Genomic DNA, 17,911 nt, shown 5'->3' with positions numbered 1-17,911 from the left:
GTGAGTTTACTCGTCCTCGAGTAGTGCGTCGTCGCCGTGGGTTTCGCGCAACGCGTCGAGGTACTCCCGTTGGGCCTCGAGTCGCGGCGTCGGCTCTGCGTAGGTGTACTCGAACAGCTCGCTGGGATCCCCATCGACGCCCTCGGCGCGGTCGACCAGCGTCGCCAGCGTCTCCTCGATCTCGGACTCGATCGCGTCGATCCGGTCGTCGTCGAGGTGGTCCTCGTCTCGCAGGTACGCCTCGAATCGCTCGATCGGGTCCCGCTCGCGCCATCGTTGGACCTCCTCGTCGTCCCGGTAGACGCTGGGGTCGTCCGCCGTCGTGTGCGCGCCGTAGCGGTACTGGACGGCTTCGATCAGCGTCGGCCGAGACCGGTCGCTGTCGGACTCGAGGGCCTTTTCCCGTGCCGCTTTCGTCACGACGTAGGTCGCGAGCGGATCCATGCCGTCGACCTGAACGCCCGCAAAACCGTAGGCGTGGGCCTTCTGTGCGATGGTTGTGCTCGCGGTTTGCGCTTCGCGCGGGATCGAGATGGCCCACTGGTTGTTGTTGCAGATGAAGACCGTCGGCGTGTCGAACACCCCTGCGAAATTCATCGCCTCGTGGAAGTCCCCCTCAGAGGTCGATCCATCGCCGAAGTGGGCGACGCCGATGCGCTCGTCGCCGTCCAGTTTCGCCGCCCACGACCAGCCCACTATGTGTGGCAGATGGCCGGCGATCGAGATATTGAGCGGGAAGACGTCGATTTCGGCCAGCGCGGCGTTGCCGTCCTCGTGGCCCATCCAGTAGAGCAGATACTCCCACGGCATTCCCCGCGCTGCGAGCGCGCCGTGTTCGCGGTACTGAAAGGAGAGCGTATCGTCGTCGGCCAGCGCGTACGTCGAGCCGATCTGAGAGCCCTCCTGGCCGGCCAGCGAGGAGTACGTTCCCAGCCGACCCTGTCGCTGGAGGCTGATCATCCGCTCGTCGAACCGGCGAGAAAACCGCATATCCCGGTACATCGAGCGTAACGTCTCTGCCTCGAGCTCCGGTTCCAGGTCGGGTGCGACGACGGTCCCATCGGCGTCGAGCACCTGAATCCGATCGTCCGGTGCCCGCTCGAGAAGGTCGCGCTCGCGGACGTCTCCTGCCATGGATTGTCACTCGAGTGCGGCCTATATAACAGTGGTTCCGAACGCGGGTCAGCTCCGTCCGACTCCGGTTACTCGTATCTCGGGAGTCGGTCCGACCGATCCGACCCGTCGACGAACGGGAGTTCCGTGCGGGTCGCAGCAACCTCGTCGCCGCCAACCCGGACCGTAAATTCGTTGCTCTCGAGGCCGTAGTCGACGAGCGCGAGCGCAAGGACCTCTTCGCGCATCGGACTCTCGCCCGCGCGGGTAACCTCGCCGACCGACGCGTCGCCGTCGAAGATGGCCGCACCCGATTCGGGCACGGCTTCGTCCTCGAGGGTCAGCCCGACGAGTTGGCGGCTGGGCTGGCCACGGTTCTCGACGCGGGAGACGACCTCCTGACCGACGTAACAGCCCTTCTCGAAGTCCAAGGCGCTTTGCAGGCCGAGGACGTTCGGGAGCGTTCCCTCGAGTTCAGTGTGAAACAGTGGCGAGCCGGCCTCGAGTGCGAGGCTCTCGAAGGTCCGGTAGCCGAAGGGGGCGGCGTTCAGCCCTTGATTGAGCAGCGTGTCGTAGACGGCCGCGGCGTCGGCAGCGGCACAGACCACCTCGTAGCTCTCCTCGCCGGTGAGCGCGTCGGTGCGGATGACGGTGACGCCTTCGTCGCCCATCGTCCCGCGGACGAACGAGTAGCGCTGCTCGGGCGAACCGGCACCGTTGAGGACACTCGCGATCTTCTCGGTGGCCTGTGGGCCGTGAATCCCGAAAATCGCGTACTCGTCGGTTGCGACGCGAATCTCGACGTCTTGGATGAACACCTTCTCGGACCACTCCTCGGCCAGCCCCTCGGCGGTCTCGGGCTGGGTAAACAGGAGGAGTCGCTCGCCCGCGTTGTAAATGTAGAGTTCGACCTCGATCCCACCCTGTGGATCGAGCACGAGCGCGTAACACCCCTGTCCGTCGTCTGCTGGAACGCGGTTGGACACCACGTTGTCGACGTACTCGAGACGGTCGTCACCCTCGACGACGAGTACGCCGTAAGCCAACTCGAGTAAGCCGACGCCGTTGCGAACCGCTCGATGCGTACGCTCCGGTCGCCCGTAGTGTTCGACGATTCGCCGATCTGCGCGCTCGCCGAACGTGGCCCCGAGATCTTCGTGGATGGACTCGATGACGCTCATGGATACCCTCTGGGCGCTGCGCGTATCAGGCGTTTCGATTCAAAAAGGCATCCGGTCGCGCAGCCACTCCCCGATCGACTGGTCGTCGTCCTCGTCGGCCGGCTCGTCGGGGACGACGCGGTCAGCGGGCTTGATCACCGTCTCTGAGTTCGACTCGACGACGATCAGATCATCTTCTTTGAGCATCGACAGGGCCTGCTCGAGTTCGTCGATGTCAACCTCGACGGCCGCCCGGAGTTCGAAGACGGTCATGCCGTCATCGGCGCGATCGACCAAGGCATCGAGTATCGCCACCTCCGTCCCCTCTCGGTTCCGGTACTCCCGCTTTGCTCTCATCCATGTTCCCATTCGACGACCTGGGATTTGACGTTTGTCGTTCTGACGACGTGGCTATCGGCTTGATTCACGATACTCGATCACAGTCTCGGGATCGGACCACAAACGGACACCGTTTCTTTGTTCGACAGGATGGAACCGCGAGACAGTTCGAATTACTTTCACGAATAGCAGACATACAGGCAGTACGTTTTTTATGGACTGGATCGGTACGATTGGACAATGGTCCTGCGATGTTCGCTGCTCGGACACGACTTCGGCGACACCGAGGTCGAACACGAGCGCGAAGAACGGGGCAGTGAGGTCGTCGTCACCGTCCAGGAATTCGAAGAGTGTTCCCGCTGTGGCGAGCGCAACGTCATCAGCGAGAACACTGAGGTGACCAGCCTCGCCGCCGGAACAGATGCCGACTCACTCCCCAACGATCACGATCCCGACCCGACTGAACCGCCCCTCGAGCCAGACGCTACTGACGAACTCACGTCCGAAACGGACGCCGCGGTCATCGATACTGACGAATCCGCCACCGAGACGGATGCGGAGTTCATCGACGCCGACGAACCCGATTCCGGAGGGGACGCTGCGTTCGTTGACGCTGACGAACCCGTCACCGAAACGGATGCCGAGTTCATCGACGCCGGCGAATCCAGTTCCGAGACTGACGCCGAATTTATCGACGACGACACCACCGAGTCGACCGTTGAAAGCACACCCACTGACTCGGACACGGAGACCACCTCCGCGGAGACCACGGCCACCGACGACATCGATCTCCCGACCGACGAAAACGGCGATCCCGTCGTCGATGACGGGGAGATCCTCGAGGACGACGATCTTGCCCCTGAACGGGACCGCGAACACGGTGAGTGGCCCGACTCGAGCGACGTCGGTCCACCGGTTGGTGCCGATTCCGCCCCGACGGAGTGGCCCGATGATGACACCGACACTGGGACCGACACCGAAGACGTGGCAGCCGACCCGACCTCAACCGACGACGACGCAGTCGTGATCGACAACGACGTGCCAGCAGATGCCAGAAACGACGCGCGGTCGGTGACCGCAGCGCCCCCGACCGACGACGCGACTGACGACACGACCGACGACGCCTCGTCCGAGTCGGCAAGCGGTATCGAGTGGGCCGACTCGGTTCCGACGCCGACCGACCGCGACAACGGCACCGCAGACGACGTTCCGACTGAGTTCTACTGTCCACGATGTGACTACGTCGCCAGCGGCGACCGCGCCTCGCTGCGCGCCGGCGACATCTGTCCTGACTGTCGCAAAGGCTATCTCAGCGAACGCGAGCATCAGTAGCCGTCACCCTCCAGTTGTGGTCGTCCGTTCACTTCCACCGCTGCTGGCCGGTCGATCGATCGACGATCTAACCTGGCCAGTGGTCGAATACACACCTTCGTAACCCGACGAGCGCGTTCAGTAGCGGTGACCGATCAGGAAACCGAAACGTCGGCTATGAAAAGAGGTAAACGCTCCGCCGTGTTTCTCCCAACCCATGAAGGAGTACAAGATGCGCCGCGGTGAATATCTCGAGGAGCGAATTCCGGATCTGGAGTCGACCGTTGAGGACTACTTCGGTTCGATCACGGGCACCCAGGAGTACAAGGGCAGCGAGCTCTTCTGCATCGAGGAGCCTGACAACCCCGTCTTCGAGAAGATCGTCGTCGGTGCCGTCGAGTACTCCGGCAAGAAGGACAAACTCGGCGTCGAGTTCCACGAACGCGACCCCACCGAACTCGGCCCCGACGAACTCGAGGCCGCCGCCGATGCCGTCGACGCCAAAAACGACTTCCTGCTCGAGGCGACCGGCCGCGACGCCAAGTCCCGCCGCGACTCGATGAAGCGGAAAGTCGAAGACGACCCGGATCACGACTTCTAGACACCGACCTTTTGCTCTGCGGTCTGTTACGCTGGCGGCAGCGGTACTGCCGCACAGCGCGACGTCCCTCGGCAAACGGTCGATCAAAAACACTCCTCCTTTCCCGCCAGCCGCGCAAAGCGCGGCTTCTGGGTCAGTCGTCGGCCTGCTCGCTCACCCGTCGGGTTCGCTTGCAGTCAGTATCTGGTATCCGCCTGCCCTCCCTCGTTGAGCGGACGCTCGCGTCCGCGAAGTCGTCGGCGTAAAGCGCCGACTGCCCGAGGGACCTTTGATCCCTGGCTGCTCGGAAGAGCGTGCTCTTCCGTTGAGTCGGACGGCTCCCGGCCACAGTCAGCTGTATTCGTTGTGAGTCCGATTCCCTTCGTAACGACGAGACTGGCAGACAACGGTCCACATGCGCCAGTATTCGGGGCTCCCGAATCGGTCATTACAGGGATCTCACTGACTGGTCAGGTCGTTTCGTCCACGGAGGATCGTGTTCCTGAGGCGAGGCAGATAGTGTGTGAGGTCAGTCGTTGTGAGGACGCCGACGAGGTCGCCATCGTCGGTGACTGGGAGTCGCCGGATCGAGTGCTCTTTCATCAGCGTGGCTGCGGTATGGATGTCCTCTGTGCTGTCGATCGTGACGAGTGGCGTACTCAGAAATGTAGCGACGCGAACGGATTCGATATCTGCCCCCGCTGCCACCTGTTGCATGATATCTGACTGAGTGATGATACCGCTGTACTCACCTGTCTCGGGATCGACCACAACTGCCGATCCGATATCCTGTTCCGCGAACAGTGTCGCCACATCACAGGCCGTCGTCTCCGGTGGAATCGTTCGAACTGACTGTGTCATCACATCACCGACGATCTGGTCAATCATACTACTCATACCTCCTGTAGAGGGTTAACTCTGCGGAGTAAGCATCTGTAGTTACCGCGAGCGCGGTGTCCGAGAATGCAGACAGGGTCGGACAGACGATCTCGAGAGCAGCAACTACAGATGCGAATATAGTGGTTCGCTTTCGAGGAACAAGCGTGAGCTACGGCCAGTCAGCTGGTAACTCGTCGGCGTGGTCGTCCATTAGCTTGAGAAGCGGCGCGATATCTTCGAAGTTCGGCCCCCGGCGAATCGTCTGCGTCTCGGGGTTCCAGTCGATATATCCCTTCTCAGCCAGTTTGGGCAGGTGCGAGTGAAGCAATTTCAGTTCCAGCTGTTCGGGTTCGGTTTCATCCACATCGACGGACGCAAATTTGTCTTGGGTAAATTCGCTTGTATCGCGTGGATTGTGGTCGGAGATAGCGAGCAGGATTCGTCGGCGGTACGGATCGCGTAGGGCGTCGAACATGACGTCGAGTGACGCCGATTCGTTGGTTCGTGACATAGTGGTGGCTCGTAGTGCGGAACGCGGAGACTCGCTAATGCGTTCCGCGTGACGACCACGCGAAGAGAACAAGGGGGAATCCCCTGCACGTCCGGTACACCCGGTTCAAGCGGCCCCTTCATCGTCGGGGACAAACGCACAGTGTGAAGCTGTGATTCCGTGCTACAAAGTGGCTCTCCACACGCATAAGAGTGGTGCAGATCAAGTACTCCAATCCATCCTGAAAAGCAAAAAGACAAACAATACACGCTCTGTGCTTATCGCTGTCCTCGAAGACGAGGTTCGCAGACAACCTTGTTCGACTTTACCGTTTGTCTCGGACACAGCACTTGCAGTAAGTACAGCAACCTCTTTTCCCGGGGGCATCGGCTGGCGTCGCAGACGCCAGCCTCAACCCCCGGCAAAACCCGTTGATGCCAAAAGGCCGCCGTCGCGGGGTTTCACCCCGCTCCGGCGGTGAACCGCTCGCGAAGCGAGCGGATGCTAATCACTCCCCGCAGCGGTAAGTTCGCAGATACACTGACCAGTTGATTCATTCGTCTCTATCTGAAATCAACACCCCGTGAGGAATTGTATGATGTCCTCTTCGTAACGGCTTTGATCGCTGCGTCGAACCCTCGAGTCATGGACCCACAGGCGTTTGTCGTTGCAACGCTCGCCGCCCACGTCGGGTTCGCGATCTTCGTGACCGCTCATGCGTCGCTGACCGATCGTGAGGTCGGCAAATGGCCGTTCGTGACGCTCGCGTTCGGGCTGGCCGGAATCGCTGCCTACTTCTTTTACGACGGGTCGTCGGACGCTGGCAGAATCTGAGGTCGAGTCTCGGCCTCGAGTCAGCCAGAAAAAAGCGCTCAGTGTTCAGGCGAGGAAGACGTGTCGCGGCCGATCAACGAGGATGTCGCGACCGAACTCGACGGTCTCCGAGAATGCGTCGCTGCGGAAGAACGTCATGGCGTCCTCGCGGGAGTCCCAGCGGCTGGCGATGAACATGTCGTTTTCGTCCTCGCGGTTGACCAGCAGGTCGGTCTTGCGGTGGCCATCCATGTCCGCGAGCATGTCGGCGGCGTCATCGAACACGCCGGTGAAGTCGCTGCGGTGCTCCGGCTTGACCGTGTAGAACATCCCCATCGTGCCCCACGAGTCGTCCTCGTCGTCGCCCGCCTGCCGGACGATATCAGGGAGATCCGCGAGGAAGCCGGCGGCCGTGTTCGCGGCACGGTCGGTGTCCCAGAGGCTGACGACCGCGGTCTCCGCGTCGTCGTCTCGAGGCTCGTAGACAGCCGTCTTCACGTGCGTGTCGTAGTGGTCGAAGTTCTGGCGCAGCCCGTCGACCTCTTCGAATAGCTCGTCGGCGTCGGCTTCGGAGTAGAGGACGACCGCGTGGACATCCTCGCCGTGTGGTTGGCCCGCGTAGACTCCCTGTTCCTCGAGTTCGCTGCGGACGTCCTCGTCGTCGCCGTGTGGGCCGTCGGAGCCGCCATGGTGGCCGCCCGACTCGCCGTGGTGGTGACCCTCGGTATCGCCGCTTGCATGGGGGTGGCCGCCGTGTGCATCGTCTTCCTGTGGCACCGGCTCGCCCGCGAGATAGGCATCCAGATCGGTGGGATCCATCCGGCGGGCCGAGAAGAACTGTCCGAACTCGGCGAAGCGGGAACTCGAGGGATCGAAGCGCATCTCGTAGAGCAGTTCCTTGACGTCGGTCGGGTCGTCGCCAAAGAGGGTGATGCCCCACTCGAAGTCGTCGAAGCCGATGCTGCCGGCGATGATCTGGGTGACACGACCGGCGTAGTCCTTGCCGATCTCGCCGTGATTCGAGAGGTAGTCCGCGCGCTCGTCGAAGGGGAGCTCGTACCAGTTGTGGTCGGGCCCGCGGCGCTTGTCCATCGGGTAGAAACAGAGGAAGTCGCTGTCCGGCAGCGCTGGCTTGAGCCGGGACTCGATGTAGTTTGCGATCCCGGTGTCGGCGGTTTCGCCCTCCTCGAAGTAGTCCTGGGACATATAGCCCGAGACTTCCGTCACCGAGAGATAGGAGTCGGCCCGCTCGGTGAACTCGGCGAGGGCGGTGTGTTCGAACCGGCGCTCGAGTGTGTCGATGTCGGCGAGCGTCGGCCGCAGGTGCAAGACGAGCAGGTCGGCCTTGTGGCCGAGCACTGCGAACGTCGCCGACTCGCCCTCGTCGGCGTCGTCGACGCGCTCACAGGACGTGAGATACTCCATTCCCTCCTCGATCGCCCGTTCGCGCCGTCGCTCGGGCGCGTCTCGCCAGGCGTCCCAGTCGATCGACCGGAAATCGTGGAGAACGTACCAGCCCTCTTCGGTCTGTGGTGGTTGCCGTCGTTCCATAGACGCGGGTTAGGACGGCGACGCTAAGAAGGGCCGGGTTTCTCCCCAATATCGTGTGATGATACTCCTGTCTGTGAGCGGTCGCGTACACTGTGCGTTATAAGCTGTTTCGTCGGCTGATCGGGCCAGCTCCGGGATCAGCCCGCGAGCAGTTGCGGCCCGAACAGCAACATGAGGAAGCTGACGAGCATCGTCACGCCGATCGTGGTCGTCACCACGCGGACCATGCCACGGGTGGCGTTGATCGGGAGCCGCGAGACGATCGCTTCGGTGCTCGTCCGGAGGATGTGCCCGCCGTCGAGCGGGAACGCCGGGATGCAGTTGAAAAAGCCGAGCTGGACGTTGATCCAGCCGGTCCAGAACAACAGGTTCGCCAGCAGGAAGATGCCCCCGTCGCCGAACGCGCCGAGTGCGCCCTGGACCTCGTAGAAGTTCTGAATCCCACCGGTGAAGCCAGCGAAGTTGAAGGGTAGCACGCCGCTGACGCCAATAACGGGCAGCAACAGTGCCACGCCGATCTTGCCGAGGAAGGTGTCTGCAACCGGGCCGAACCGCGTCTCGCTGTCGCCACCGAGCAGGCCGAGATACTCGCCTGCGGGGTAGAGCTGGACGCCGATGTCGCTCATCGAGATGCCGGACGTTCCCGGCTGGGGCTGAATGCCGAGGAACCCGCTGTCGGTACGCGGATGCTCGTCGAGGGTGACGGTGTAGGTCGCACGCTCATCGCCGAAATAGCCCTCGACGGTGACCTCCTGGCCCGGCTCGGTGTCCTCGAGCAACCCGGCGAGGCTTCCGTAGTCGTGCACCCGTTCGCCGTCGAAGTGGGTGATGACGAACGTCTCGTCGGTCGGCCCAGTCTGGGACTCGAGTGGCTCGCCGTCGACGATCGAAACCGCAGCGCCGATCGTCACCTCGCGCTCGACGCGTTCCGTGCTGTCTTTCGGCTCGATCGTCAGCGTGACCCGTTCGTCGTCGCCAACGGCGTCGGTGAAGCCGCGTTCAGTCGCGACCGACTGCCCATCGACTGCACGGATCTTGTCGCCGGCGGACAGTCCCGTCGGCCCGTCGTCGGTCGCCGCGGTTACGAGCAGTGCACGATCGACCGGGACTGTCTCCTCGCCGTTGAGCTCGATACGCACCTGTTCGCCGTCTGTGGCCTCGAGTTGGTTCGCGAGGTCGCCGTTGCCCTCGACTGCGGTACCGTTGATCGCCGTGATGCGGTCGTTGGGTTCGATCCCGGCGTCGGCGGCAGGGGAACTGTCCGCGACGCCGCCGACGGCAGCGCCCGGAGCAACGGCGATCGAGCCGGCAACCGGGCCAAAGAGGAGGGCAAAAGCGAGGATCGTGATCGCAAAGTTATTCGTGACGCCGGCGGCGAACATCCGCGTCTGGCCGCCACGGGAGGCCGCCTTGCTACTCTCTTGGTCGGGTTCGACGAACGCGCCGACGGGGAGGACGGCGAGCATCGCGACACCCATGGAGTCGATGTCGATGTCCTCGACGCGACAGAGCAGCCCATGGCCGCCCTCGTGGACGACGAGCCCGACGAGCAGCCCGAAGACGATGCCCGGTGTGGCCGCAAGCGGCAGGAAATCGTTGACGCCGGGGATCACGAGGACGTTGCGTGGCTGTCGGACCGCCGAGGACGACACCTGTGGCGACGAGAGCGTGACCATCGCTGCACGGATGAGAAACACGAACATGCTCACCATCACGACGATCGCAATGCCAACGCCGAGATTCGACCATGCACGCCAGAACCGCTTTGGCTGTGCGAGGCGGTCGAGCAGGGCACGGCCGCGTTTGGTATGGAACGTGAGAATCGGCCCCTGTGTACCGATGTAGTCTGGCAGATAGCCGCCGTTTCGTAGGCTGAGGACTGCGACCCAGTAGAGGAGGAGGCCGACAAGAACCCACGTCAGAACCTCCGATCCGTAGATCTCGGGGGGTGAGACGACAGCGGGGAAACCGTGATCCATTGGTAGTGATTCGGGCCGGCAGTCTCAAATGGCTTTTGTCTATCCCATCGGTCGGAACCGAGACTGGTCGACCTCTCGAATCACGTCTCGAGCGCAGACGACTGCCCGTTGGGCCGGCTGCTGCGAGTCAGTCGACTGTCACTAAGTGTTGGTTTGGCGTCCGCAACCGGCTCAGCGTTCGCGCCGGAGCCGGTCGACGACGAATTCCTGGTCGACTTTCGCGAGGAAGGGGCCGAGTTTCGGTCCCTGGTCTTCGTCGAAGAACAGCCGGTAGCCAGCCCCGAAGAAGTCGCCGACGTCGACGTCGTTTCGCTTCGCGGCCTCGTAGATCTCGCCTTGGATCTCGTCGGGCTCGTGGCCCTCCTCGATGAAGTCGGCCAGTTCCGCGAGTGCGGCCTCGGTGTCCGAATCGAAGTCGTGGGCCGGAATCTCGCTGCGCTTGAGTTCGTAATCGAACTCGTTGCCAGTTCGGCGCGCCCAGTTGCGGGCCCGCTCGACGCGCTTTAGGGCACCCTCGACGGCCCACTCGGGCGCATCGTCGGGAATGTGGCCCTCGCGGCGGGCGATCTCTTCGCGAAGATCGGGATCGTCGGTCATCCCGAGCACCGCCGCGAAGGTGTAGGGCAGTCGAATGCGTTCTTCGCGTGGCTCCTCGACCACGAACGGATAGACGCGTTCGGCGAAGGCCTGCTCGTCTTCGTCGGCGTCGATCTCCCCGAAGTAGATCGCCTCGAGGCGGTCGAACTCGTCGACGAGCTGATCGAGCCGTTCGATGCTGAAGTCCCGCGCTTTCGAGGGGTCCTTCGCGAAGAAATAGCGCAGGACTTCGGGCTCTAAGAGTTCGAGCACGTCCGAGACGAGGATGACGTTGCCCGCAGAGGAGGAGAAGGGCTCGCCCTCGAGGGTGAACCACTCGTAGACCATCGGCACTGGTGGCTGAATCTCGAAGACGTTCCGCGCGACGTCCTGGCCGCTGGGCCAAGAGCCCTCGGCGTGGTCCTTGCCGAAGGGTTCGAAGTCAACGCCGAGCAGTTGCCACTGGGCGGGCCACTCGAAGCGCCAGGGGAGTTTGCCCTCACGCAGCGTCGCCGTGCCCTCGTGGCCACAGCCGTCGATCGTCTGATCGCCGGCGTCCATGTCGGTACAGCGGTAGTCGACGGTTCCGGCGTCGGCGTCGACACTCGTCACCGTCTCCGTGATCTTGCCACACTCCTCGCAGATCGGGTTGAAGGGAACGTAGTCCTCGTCGACTTTGTCCTGGTACTGCGAGAGGACCTCCCGGGCGCGATCCTGATGCTCGAGGACGAAGCGGGTGACGTCCTCCAAGTCGCCGGATTCGTAGAGTTCGGTATTCGAGACCAGCTCGATCGGCACGTCGACGGCGTCGGCGCTGTTCTGGATAATGGTCGAGAAGTGGTCGCCATAGGAGTCACAGCAGCCGAATGGGTCCGGAATGTCGGTGTAGGGTGCGCCGAGATTTCGGCCGAGTGCGCCGGCGTCGACCTCGCCGAGATCGACGAGGTTGCCCTCTAAGTCACAGAGCGTTCGGGGCAGCCCCCGGAGTGGGTCGCGGTCGTCGGCAGTGAAGACCTGTCGGACCTCGTAACCGCGGTCGCGCAGGACTTCGGCGACGTAGTAGCCGCGCATAATTTCGTTGACGTTGCCCAGATGGGGCACGCCCGAGGGCGAGATGCCGCCTTTGATGACGATCGGCTCGTCCGGCTCGCGCGTTTCGATTCGATCCGCAACGGTGTCGGCCCAGAACGCGTGGCGCGTCTCGCTCGCGTCCTCGTGCTGGAGGGTGTAGGGGCTGATCGCCTCCGAGTCCGGGTCGTCTGCTGCGTTTCCGTCCGCGTCGCCGTCGGTACTCATTGCTCGTCGCTCGCCCAGTAGGTCGGTTCCGCACCGACGCCTTCAGGAATAATGTCGGTGCCGCCGTGTTCGCCGTGTCGGACCGCACGGGCGATCCGGTCGGGGTCGGTGCCGTCGAGGACGATCGTCCGCATCCCCGAGCGCTCGATGATCTTCGCCGCCAGCAGGTCGACGGGCGCGGAGGCTCCGGCGTTCATCTCGAGGCCGGCGATGACGTCGACCAGTTCCGTCGCGGAGAGTTCGTCGTACTTGGTCGCGTCGTCGTCTTCGTTCGGGTCGGCGCTGTAGACGCCGGGAACGCTCGTCGCGTAGACGAGCAGGTCGGCGTCGATATACTCCGCCAGCGCGGCCCCGACGGCGTCGGTGGTCTGGGCCGGTGCGACGCCGCCCATGACGCAGATGTCGTCTCTGCGGAGTGCTTCGCTTGCCTCCTCGTAATCCAGTGCGGGTGCAGTCACGGACTCCTCGCTCAGCGCAGCGATGAGCAGCCGGGCGTTGAGTCGAGTGACATCGATCCCGAGCTGGTCGAGTTCGATCTCGTTGGCCCCGAGATTCCGTGCAGCAGAGATGTATTCGCGAGCGACACCGCCACCCCCGATGACAGCACCGATTCGACAGCCCTCGTCGATGAGGTCTTCGATGACGGCCGCGTGCTCGGCCACCCGGTCCGCGCCGGGTTCGGGCACGAGAACGCTTCCGCCGATAGAGACGACCACTTTCATACTACCCCGGTGTAGCGGAGTTGCTATCTTAAGGGTTGCCAACTGCCCGGACGGCATGGTGACACACCCCTCGAGCCGCGAATCGGTACCGAGCCCGTCCCGTCGATCCGAGCCAGCTACGCCTCGAGCGAGAGGACGAGCGCATCACCGTCCCGGTCGAACGCGGTCCCGAACGGTGCCGAGCGGTTCCGCATTCGGTTACGGGACCACTCGGCCGCCCCCGAACTCGCCTCGTGGACCGCACAGTCGTCGATCTCGGTCGGGTGCAATCGGAGCTCGAGCGGGTCGCCGTCAGCGGTCACCGAGAGGACGAACAGGAAGCTTCGGTCGTTTCGCAACTCGGGGTCGACCCGGTAATCGTCGACGAAATCCCCGGCGTCGTAGATGATCGGGCACCCCTGGTAAACCTCGATCGCCTGGAAGACGTGGGCGCTGTGGCCATGTACGACGTCGACGCCTTCTTCGACCAGCCAGCGGCCGACCTCGCGGAACGAGTCGGACGGCGTCGTGACCATGTTCGGCCCCCAGTGTAGCGAGGCGACCAGCAGGTCAGGATTCGTCTCGCGTGCACGCTCGAGAGTCTCCTGAACGAGTCGGCGCGTCTCTGCGTCGTCAACGTCGATATCGACCCAGGCCGTTCCCGGCGAATCCTCGTCGGCGGCGTACTCCGGCGTGTTGTCGGTCAGTCCGATCACTGCAATCTCGAGATCGTCGCTGTCTGCGTTCGAGTCCTCGAGCGTCCGAACTGCGGGCTCGAGCGCCTCGTCGATCGTCTCGCCGGCACCCGTGTGAGCGATGTCGGCCTCGTCGAGTGTGTCTAGAGTATCCTGCAGCGCCACTGCCTCGTAGTCGAGAATGTGGTTGTTCGCCAGCGTACAGATGTCTACCCCGGCGTGCTCGAGTGCGGGAATCGCCCAGTCGGGGTCGGCCCGGAAGTGAAACGGTCGGTAGGTACGTTGCCACTGCTGGCCGCGCGTCGAGAGACAACACTCGAGGTTGATCACCAGCCCGTCAAGACTGTGCAGGCGCTCGAGGACGGTTCCCCACACTGCGTCGACAGAGCGACGACGCTGGCGGTCGTTGACGACTCGCCCGAGCATGACGTCGCCGGTAAAGCCGATTTGTCGGGGCATATGCGAGCCTTCGGGCAGCACGTGCAAAGTTCTCTCACCCGTCTGGATTTCGGGTGAGACGTGAGTCGGCTCACAACGGCCGGCGATAGCTACAAACCCTGAGCCGACCATGTCTCGGACATGCACGTACTCGGTGTCCGGGAGGCAGGAGCCGACCACGATACGCTCGAGGCGGTCGTCGATCGAATCGTCGATCGGCTCTCCGAACGCGGGCGGGTCGGCGTCGTCAGATACGATGCGACGATCGCCGACGGAACCCATGCACGCGAATCGCTCACGTTCGACGAGGACATCACCACGGTCGGTGGCGACGTGACCTACGACCTCGGCGTCGACGGCGACTGGACTGCCTCGGGAACGGGGATGTCTGTCGGTGACGCACTCGATAGCCTCGCGACTGACTGTGACTATGCAGTCGTCATTGGCGTGCCGACGCTGCAGTATCCCTCGGTCGTCGTCGGATCGTCCAGCGCTGCCGATGAGACCGACGACAAGACGATCGCAACCGTCGACGGGCCCGGCGACCTCGAGTTCGAGGACCTCGTGGCGGCCCTCGAGTCGGCCGAGCCCCACGAGACCCTCGAGTCGCTGGTGACGCGTCTCAAACGATCGCCACGGGCCGACCGAGCCGGTGCGATCGCGACGTTTACCGGACGGGTCCGCGCGAAAGACAGCGCCGACGACGCGCGCACACAGTATCTCGAGTTTGAGAAATACGTGGGTGTCGCCGACGAACGGATGGCTGCCCTCGAAACCGACCTCGAGGCGCGAGATGGCGTCTTCGACGTCGAACTCTATCATCGGACGGGGATCGTTGAGGACGGCGACGACATCGTCTTCGTGGTGGTGCTTGCCGGCCACCGAGAAGAGGCATTCCGGACCGTCGAAGACGGGATCAACCGTCTGAAAGACGAAGTGCCGCTGTTCAAAAAGGAGGTCACCGTCGAAGACGAGTTCTGGGTCCACGAACGATCCTGACTGTTATATTCGTTTTCCGAGATGGTTGAAATATCGAAACGGTATCGACGGAGGACATTGTCTCCCTCGTGATCGTAACAACCGAGATAATATATTAGCAGCTGTTTTAAAACGTCTCGAGCGCTCTCGTCTGTTTATTAATCGTTTTTTATCGAGGGCTGAAGCACTGCTTACCCCCCAGATAATTGAACACAATCGAAACGTCGCGAATCATCCTCCCTTTATAACAGCTATCGGCCACAAGGAGTGAACGTCGATGAGTACGACTGCCCACCCCTCCACGGAAAGCAAGGAGAGCCGCCTGAAACGCTATCTGCGCGAACGTGCCGAAGACGACGGTGAGCTGTACTTCAAAGGTAAGTTCATCGCAGACGATGTCGGAATGTCGCCCAAAGAGATCGGCGCGCTGATGGCCAAGCTCTCCGGCTCCGTTTCCGACCTCGAGATCGAGAAGTGGTCGTACACGAGCGCGACGACGTGGCGCGTCGCACCCGCCTAACACGCATATTGACTCGCGAGATCGGATCGCTCGACTGACTGTCCCCGCTCGTTCTCCATTTCCCTCGGTGTGAGCGATACATGCGTATCGCGGCCGTGTTCGTCGTGGTCACTGGCTGTGACCGCTTGGGACCTCGTGTAGTGCTGACTGATCGCACGCTTTAGACGGTTTCCTGTCACCGCTCCCGGCGTGCCCGCGACCGTCCTGTGGATGCACCGGCACTGACTGACAGCAGACGTATCAAATCCCCTTCAGGGAAACGGAGACCCCTGCCGACGGCAGTCGATTTATACCCGGCGAGAATGAACCACGTATGATGGACGACGTCGACCGGCCCGGATTCGACACGGCAGGGCGAGGGACGCACTCGCCCGAGGATGGGCCGCCGATCGACCGAATCGAGTCAGTATTTGCAGTCTACGAGGTTCGCCGCGAGGACGGCCAGGTCGTCTACTACGGTGATCCACTGGCCCACCCCGAGCGGGTGATGCAGGAACTCTGGCCGGCGTTTCGTGAGCGCGGTTACGATGCAACGCTCGAGCGTCGCCACGGCGAGTACGCGCTCGTTGCCGAGCCGACGACCCTCGGCGTCGACGGGATTCCGTGGACGAACATCGTGTTGCTCCTGTTGACGGTGTGTTCGACGCTGTTTGCGGGCTCGTTTTGGTACCAGCTCGATCCGGTCGCTGACCCGACCGTGATCTGGCAGGCCTGGCCGTTTACCGCGGCGATTCTGGGCGTGCTCGGCATCCACGAGATGGGTCACTACGTCATGAGCCGCTATCATCAGGTCAATGCCTCGCTGCCGTATTTCATCCCGGTCCCGACGCTGATCGGGACGATGGGGGCAGTCATCACGCTGAAAGGCCGGATGCCCGACCGGAAGGCGCTGTTCGACATCGGCGTTGCTGGGCCACTGGCCGGACTCATCGCGACGGTCGTCGTGACGGTGATCGGCCTGCATCTGCCGCCTGTGACCGTCCCCGAAGCGGTCGTCCAGGATCCCAATGCAATCCGAATCGAACTCGGCTATCCGCCCTTGCTCGAGTTACTCGCAGCGGGGTTCGACCAGCCGCTGTACCGGAACGATCCAGCGACCGGGGTGAACCCGGTCGTCATCGGCGCGTGGGTCGGGATGTTCGTCACCTTCCTCAACCTGATTCCAGTGGGCCAACTCGACGGTGGCCACATCCTCCGGGCGATGGCCGGCGAGTTCCAGGAGACGATCGCGGCGCTGGTTCCGGGCGTGTTGTTCGCACTCGCCGCGTACCTCTTCTACGTCGACGGCTACAGCGTCAATACGGTGTTCGTCTGGATCCTCTGGGGGCTGCTGACGGCGTTTCTCGCCTCGAAGGGACCGGCCACGCCGGTCCAGGACGAGCGACTCGGTCGGGGGCGATTCGTCCTCGGGACCGTCACGTTCGGCCTCGGATTGCTCTGTTTCATGCCGGTGCCGGTCATGATTATCGGCTAATACTACCGGACAAAAGTCAGTGAATACTCGATCGCGTCTCGAGTGCGATCGAGGTATGAACCGTTTTGTCCGGCAGTATAACTCAGCCGTGCGTGTAGCCGCGATCCGCGAGCGGTTCGCCGTCCATGGTGAGGCCGTCGTCGGCCTCGCGGACCGAGCCGATCACCGACAGCGAGACGTCAGTCGCCGCTCGGACCGCTGGCAGCGCATCTTCAGGGAGCGTCGCGACGAGTTCGAAGTCCTCGCCGAAGGTCGTCGCGAGCTCGCGCGTCTCGTCATCATCGTCCGTGACGTCGTACACGGCGTCGTCGATCGGGAGCCGATCGGCCTCGATCGCAAAGCCACAGTCGCTGGCTTCGGCGAGCTGGTGGAGTGAGCGAGCGAGCCCGTCGCTCGAGTCCATCATCGCGGTCGCGTGGGGAGCAAGCGCCCGCCCAGCCGCGATCCGCGGCGGAAACCGAAATAGGTCGTTCGCCCGCTCGAGGAGGGCATCGTCATCACCGGCCGCGCGTTCGAAGAACTCGAGGGCGGCTGCGCTTCGGCCGAGCGTGCCGGTCACGCAGACGACGTCGCCGGGCTGTGCGCCGCGTCTGCGAACGGGGTCGTCGGTTCGGCCGATCACCGTCGTCGCCACGGTGAACTCGTCGTGGCCGTCTAAGTCGCCGCCGACGTACTCGGTCCCGACCAGTTCACAGACGTCACTCGCGCCGCGAACGAACGCGAGCAGTTCGTCAGGGTCGAACTCGGGGGCGGCGTAGGCAGCGACCGCGGCAGTCGGCTTGGCACCCATCGCGGCGACATCCGACAGGGACGCGCCGACAGCGCGCCAGCCGGCCGTGTAGCGTGTCGTTCCATCCGGAAAGTCCGTCCGCTCGTGGAGCATATCCGTCGTGACGACCAACCCGTCGACGACGGCGGCATCGTCCCCGGCAGCCTCGAGTTCCCCATCGAGCAGCGCCAGAGCGGCTCGTTCGTCCATACCTCCCGTTTCGACTCGAGCGCGAAAAACGGTCCGGGC

General features: G+C 63.2%; 17 protein-coding genes. 6 read left to right on the top strand and 11 right to left on the bottom strand.

What is annotated here, in order from left to right; translation table 11 throughout:
* Window positions 1-6: 6 nt before the first annotated feature.
* The 3 genes from pdhA to BDK88_RS02475 form a co-directional block, all read right to left on the bottom strand.
* Window positions 7-1,134 carry a pyruvate dehydrogenase (acetyl-transferring) E1 component subunit alpha gene (pdhA, locus tag BDK88_RS02485; protein WP_130499022.1) on the bottom strand — a complete coding sequence of 376 codons (1,128 nt, stop codon included), beginning with the start codon at window positions 1,132-1,134 and terminating at the stop codon, window positions 7-9.
* 68 nt (window positions 1,135-1,202) lie between these two features.
* Window positions 1,203-2,294, bottom strand: coding sequence for a CAF17-like 4Fe-4S cluster assembly/insertion protein YgfZ (gene ygfZ, locus BDK88_RS02480; RefSeq protein ID WP_130499021.1), 1,092 nt, complete (start codon window positions 2,292-2,294; stop codon window positions 1,203-1,205).
* A 39-nt stretch (window positions 2,295-2,333) separates the two neighbouring features.
* Complete coding sequence (locus BDK88_RS02475; protein ID WP_008010834.1) at window positions 2,334-2,630, bottom strand: DUF6432 family protein; 297 nt, start codon at window positions 2,628-2,630, stop codon at window positions 2,334-2,336.
* Between the two features lie 222 nt (window positions 2,631-2,852).
* Here BDK88_RS02475 and BDK88_RS02470 point away from each other — a divergent pair, with 222 nt between their 5' ends.
* On the top strand, window positions 2,853-3,944 hold the full coding sequence (locus tag BDK88_RS02470) for a DUF7093 family protein (protein ID WP_130499020.1): 1,092 nt from the start codon (window positions 2,853-2,855) through the stop codon (window positions 3,942-3,944).
* A gap of 196 nt (window positions 3,945-4,140) precedes the next feature.
* Entirely contained in the window at window positions 4,141-4,524 is a 384-nt protein-coding gene (locus tag BDK88_RS02465) for a DUF5611 family protein (RefSeq protein WP_130499019.1), read from the top strand.
* Between the two features lie 438 nt (window positions 4,525-4,962).
* On the opposite strand, the gene BDK88_RS02460 is transcribed toward BDK88_RS02465, so the two are convergent.
* Entirely contained in the window at window positions 4,963-5,391 is a 429-nt protein-coding gene (locus BDK88_RS02460; RefSeq protein ID WP_242611594.1) for a CBS domain-containing protein, read from the bottom strand.
* Between the two features lie 160 nt (window positions 5,392-5,551).
* Entirely contained in the window at window positions 5,552-5,893 is a 342-nt protein-coding gene (locus BDK88_RS02455) for a DUF7344 domain-containing protein (RefSeq protein ID WP_130499018.1), read from the bottom strand.
* Between the two features lie 624 nt (window positions 5,894-6,517).
* Between BDK88_RS02455 and BDK88_RS02450 the strand changes: the two genes are divergently transcribed.
* Window positions 6,518-6,706 carry a hypothetical protein gene (locus BDK88_RS02450; RefSeq protein ID WP_130499017.1) on the top strand — a complete coding sequence of 63 codons (189 nt, stop codon included), beginning with the start codon at window positions 6,518-6,520 and terminating at the stop codon, window positions 6,704-6,706.
* 45 nt (window positions 6,707-6,751) lie between these two features.
* Here the strand turns inward: BDK88_RS02450 and BDK88_RS02445 are convergent, their stop codons facing one another.
* From BDK88_RS02445 to BDK88_RS02425, 5 genes are all read right to left on the bottom strand, one after another.
* Entirely contained in the window at window positions 6,752-8,236 is a 1,485-nt protein-coding gene (locus BDK88_RS02445) for a heme-binding protein (protein WP_130499016.1), read from the bottom strand.
* A gap of 137 nt (window positions 8,237-8,373) precedes the next feature.
* A complete protein-coding gene (locus BDK88_RS02440) occupies window positions 8,374-10,215 on the bottom strand; it encodes a site-2 protease family protein (RefSeq protein WP_130499015.1) in 1,842 nt (613 codons plus the stop codon).
* A 171-nt stretch (window positions 10,216-10,386) separates the two neighbouring features.
* Window positions 10,387-12,087: a lysine--tRNA ligase gene (gene lysS / locus BDK88_RS02435; protein WP_130499014.1), complete on the bottom strand. Its 1,701-nt coding sequence runs from the start codon at window positions 12,085-12,087 to the stop codon at window positions 10,387-10,389.
* Window positions 12,084-12,809 (bottom strand): UMP kinase, encoded by a 726-nt coding sequence (pyrH, locus tag BDK88_RS02430; protein ID WP_130499013.1) that lies wholly within the window; start codon window positions 12,807-12,809, stop codon window positions 12,084-12,086. The genes lysS and pyrH overlap by 4 nt, the downstream gene beginning before the upstream one ends.
* A gap of 116 nt (window positions 12,810-12,925) precedes the next feature.
* Window positions 12,926-13,942, bottom strand: coding sequence for a CapA family protein (locus BDK88_RS02425; protein WP_130499012.1), 1,017 nt, complete (start codon window positions 13,940-13,942; stop codon window positions 12,926-12,928).
* Window positions 13,943-14,062: 120 nt separating this feature from the next.
* On the opposite strand from BDK88_RS02425, the gene BDK88_RS02420 reads away from it, so the two are divergent.
* From BDK88_RS02420 to BDK88_RS02410, 3 genes are all read left to right on the top strand, one after another.
* A complete protein-coding gene (locus tag BDK88_RS02420) occupies window positions 14,063-14,920 on the top strand; it encodes a molybdopterin synthase (protein ID WP_130499011.1) in 858 nt (285 codons plus the stop codon).
* A 256-nt stretch (window positions 14,921-15,176) separates the two neighbouring features.
* Window positions 15,177-15,419, top strand: a complete 243-nt coding sequence (locus tag BDK88_RS02415; protein ID WP_008010849.1) for a DUF7123 family protein — start codon at window positions 15,177-15,179, stop codon at window positions 15,417-15,419.
* Window positions 15,420-15,735: 316 nt separating this feature from the next.
* Window positions 15,736-16,893, top strand: a complete 1,158-nt coding sequence (locus BDK88_RS02410; protein ID WP_130499010.1) for a site-2 protease family protein — start codon at window positions 15,736-15,738, stop codon at window positions 16,891-16,893.
* A gap of 82 nt (window positions 16,894-16,975) precedes the next feature.
* Here BDK88_RS02410 and thiL read toward each other — a convergent pair whose 3' ends face one another.
* On the bottom strand, window positions 16,976-17,872 hold the full coding sequence (gene thiL, locus BDK88_RS02405) for a thiamine-phosphate kinase (protein ID WP_130499009.1): 897 nt from the start codon (window positions 17,870-17,872) through the stop codon (window positions 16,976-16,978).
* Window positions 17,873-17,911: the final 39 nt, after the last annotated feature.

The sequence above is a fragment of the Natrinema hispanicum genome (assembly GCF_004217335.1).
Classification (GTDB): Archaea; Halobacteriota; Halobacteria; order Halobacteriales; family Natrialbaceae; genus Natrinema; species Natrinema hispanicum.
This window is presented reverse-complemented; position numbering and strand designations above follow the sequence as displayed.

What these genes read in the sequence shown, in the direction of transcription:
- pdhA (WP_130499022.1), bottom strand. Translation starts at nt 1,134, where the DNA reads ATGGCAGGAGACGTCCGCGAGCGCGACCTTCTCGAGCGGGCACCGGAC.
- BDK88_RS02440 (WP_130499015.1), bottom strand. Translation starts at nt 10,215, where the DNA reads ATGGATCACGGTTTCCCCGCTGTCGTCTCACCCCCCGAGATCTACGGA.
- pyrH (WP_130499013.1), bottom strand. Translation starts at nt 12,809, where the DNA reads ATGAAAGTGGTCGTCTCTATCGGCGGAAGCGTTCTCGTGCCCGAACCC.
- thiL (WP_130499009.1), bottom strand. Translation starts at nt 17,872, where the DNA reads ATGGACGAACGAGCCGCTCTGGCGCTGCTCGATGGGGAACTCGAGGCT.
- BDK88_RS02420 (WP_130499011.1), top strand. Translation starts at nt 14,063, where the DNA reads ATGCACGTACTCGGTGTCCGGGAGGCAGGAGCCGACCACGATACGCTC.
- BDK88_RS02445 (WP_130499016.1), bottom strand. Translation starts at nt 8,236, where the DNA reads ATGGAACGACGGCAACCACCACAGACCGAAGAGGGCTGGTACGTTCTC.
- BDK88_RS02450 (WP_130499017.1), top strand. Translation starts at nt 6,518, where the DNA reads ATGGACCCACAGGCGTTTGTCGTTGCAACGCTCGCCGCCCACGTCGGG.
- BDK88_RS02460 (WP_242611594.1), bottom strand. Translation starts at nt 5,391, where the DNA reads ATGATTGACCAGATCGTCGGTGATGTGATGACACAGTCAGTTCGAACG.
- BDK88_RS02425 (WP_130499012.1), bottom strand. Translation starts at nt 13,942, where the DNA reads ATGCCCCGACAAATCGGCTTTACCGGCGACGTCATGCTCGGGCGAGTC.
- BDK88_RS02465 (WP_130499019.1), top strand. Translation starts at nt 4,141, where the DNA reads ATGAAGGAGTACAAGATGCGCCGCGGTGAATATCTCGAGGAGCGAATT.
- BDK88_RS02475 (WP_008010834.1), bottom strand. Translation starts at nt 2,630, where the DNA reads ATGAGAGCAAAGCGGGAGTACCGGAACCGAGAGGGGACGGAGGTGGCG.
- BDK88_RS02455 (WP_130499018.1), bottom strand. Translation starts at nt 5,893, where the DNA reads ATGTCACGAACCAACGAATCGGCGTCACTCGACGTCATGTTCGACGCC.
- BDK88_RS02410 (WP_130499010.1), top strand. Translation starts at nt 15,736, where the DNA reads ATGGACGACGTCGACCGGCCCGGATTCGACACGGCAGGGCGAGGGACG.
- BDK88_RS02415 (WP_008010849.1), top strand. Translation starts at nt 15,177, where the DNA reads ATGAGTACGACTGCCCACCCCTCCACGGAAAGCAAGGAGAGCCGCCTG.
- BDK88_RS02470 (WP_130499020.1), top strand. Translation starts at nt 2,853, where the DNA reads ATGGTCCTGCGATGTTCGCTGCTCGGACACGACTTCGGCGACACCGAG.
- ygfZ (WP_130499021.1), bottom strand. Translation starts at nt 2,294, where the DNA reads ATGAGCGTCATCGAGTCCATCCACGAAGATCTCGGGGCCACGTTCGGC.
- lysS (WP_130499014.1), bottom strand. Translation starts at nt 12,087, where the DNA reads ATGAGTACCGACGGCGACGCGGACGGAAACGCAGCAGACGACCCGGAC.